This is a genomic window from Vibrio sp. 2132-1 (genome assembly GCF_033344315.1).
The window spans coordinates 1-648 of sequence record NZ_JAWPON010000436.1; the positions used below are offsets into that span (position 1 = coordinate 1).

Below are 648 nucleotides of genomic sequence, written 5' to 3' on the forward strand. Positions count from 1 at the left end.
TCTTGATGTCGAATTATTAGGCAAGCCTATTCATATCATTCGAGATAAGCTTGAAAATTTAATTTCAGAATCTTGTTCAAGCCTAACGAATGAATTACAAAATTGGCTCAGTACAAACAAAGTGGAAGCTAGCTTAACCTCCGTAGACCTGCATCGATTCTCTCCTGCAATGATGGACAAAGATCAGACATCCACCCATAAGCACCAAGAAGGTGGCATGGTATTTGTTCACGGTGATACTCAGACTCTCGTTAAATTAGCAGACCGTTTTTATGGCGCTAATACAGAGCGTTCAGTCGCAACACTGACTGCCAGTGATCTTCGCCTACAGGAAAAAATCAGCCGCATTATTATCGGTTGGCTAGCACCGCAAGACATGTGGGAAGCATGTGAGTATGAAGCTCCACGCGGCATAGGCTTATGTGTCCAATTAAATATCACCTTTGAAGGTTATCAAGGGTCGATGTACTTAAAACTGGACACGCATCTGATCCAAACCTTGATTGAACAGCTTGAGCTGCAATCAGACGTGGATTTGTATGAACCTTTTTGTCGTTCCCTAGAATCAACGCCAGTTCGTCTTAACGTGGTATTGAGTAAAAAAACGATGGCTCTAAGTGACGTTGTCAGCCTAAAACCTGATGACAT

Annotated in this window: 1 protein-coding gene; it reads left to right on the plus strand. The window is 42.4% G+C overall.

Annotated features, from left to right (window positions below; genetic code table 11):
* A partial coding sequence (locus R8N47_RS25890; RefSeq protein WP_318186192.1) for a flagellar motor switch protein FliM occupies positions 1–648 on the plus strand: 648 nt, incomplete at both ends.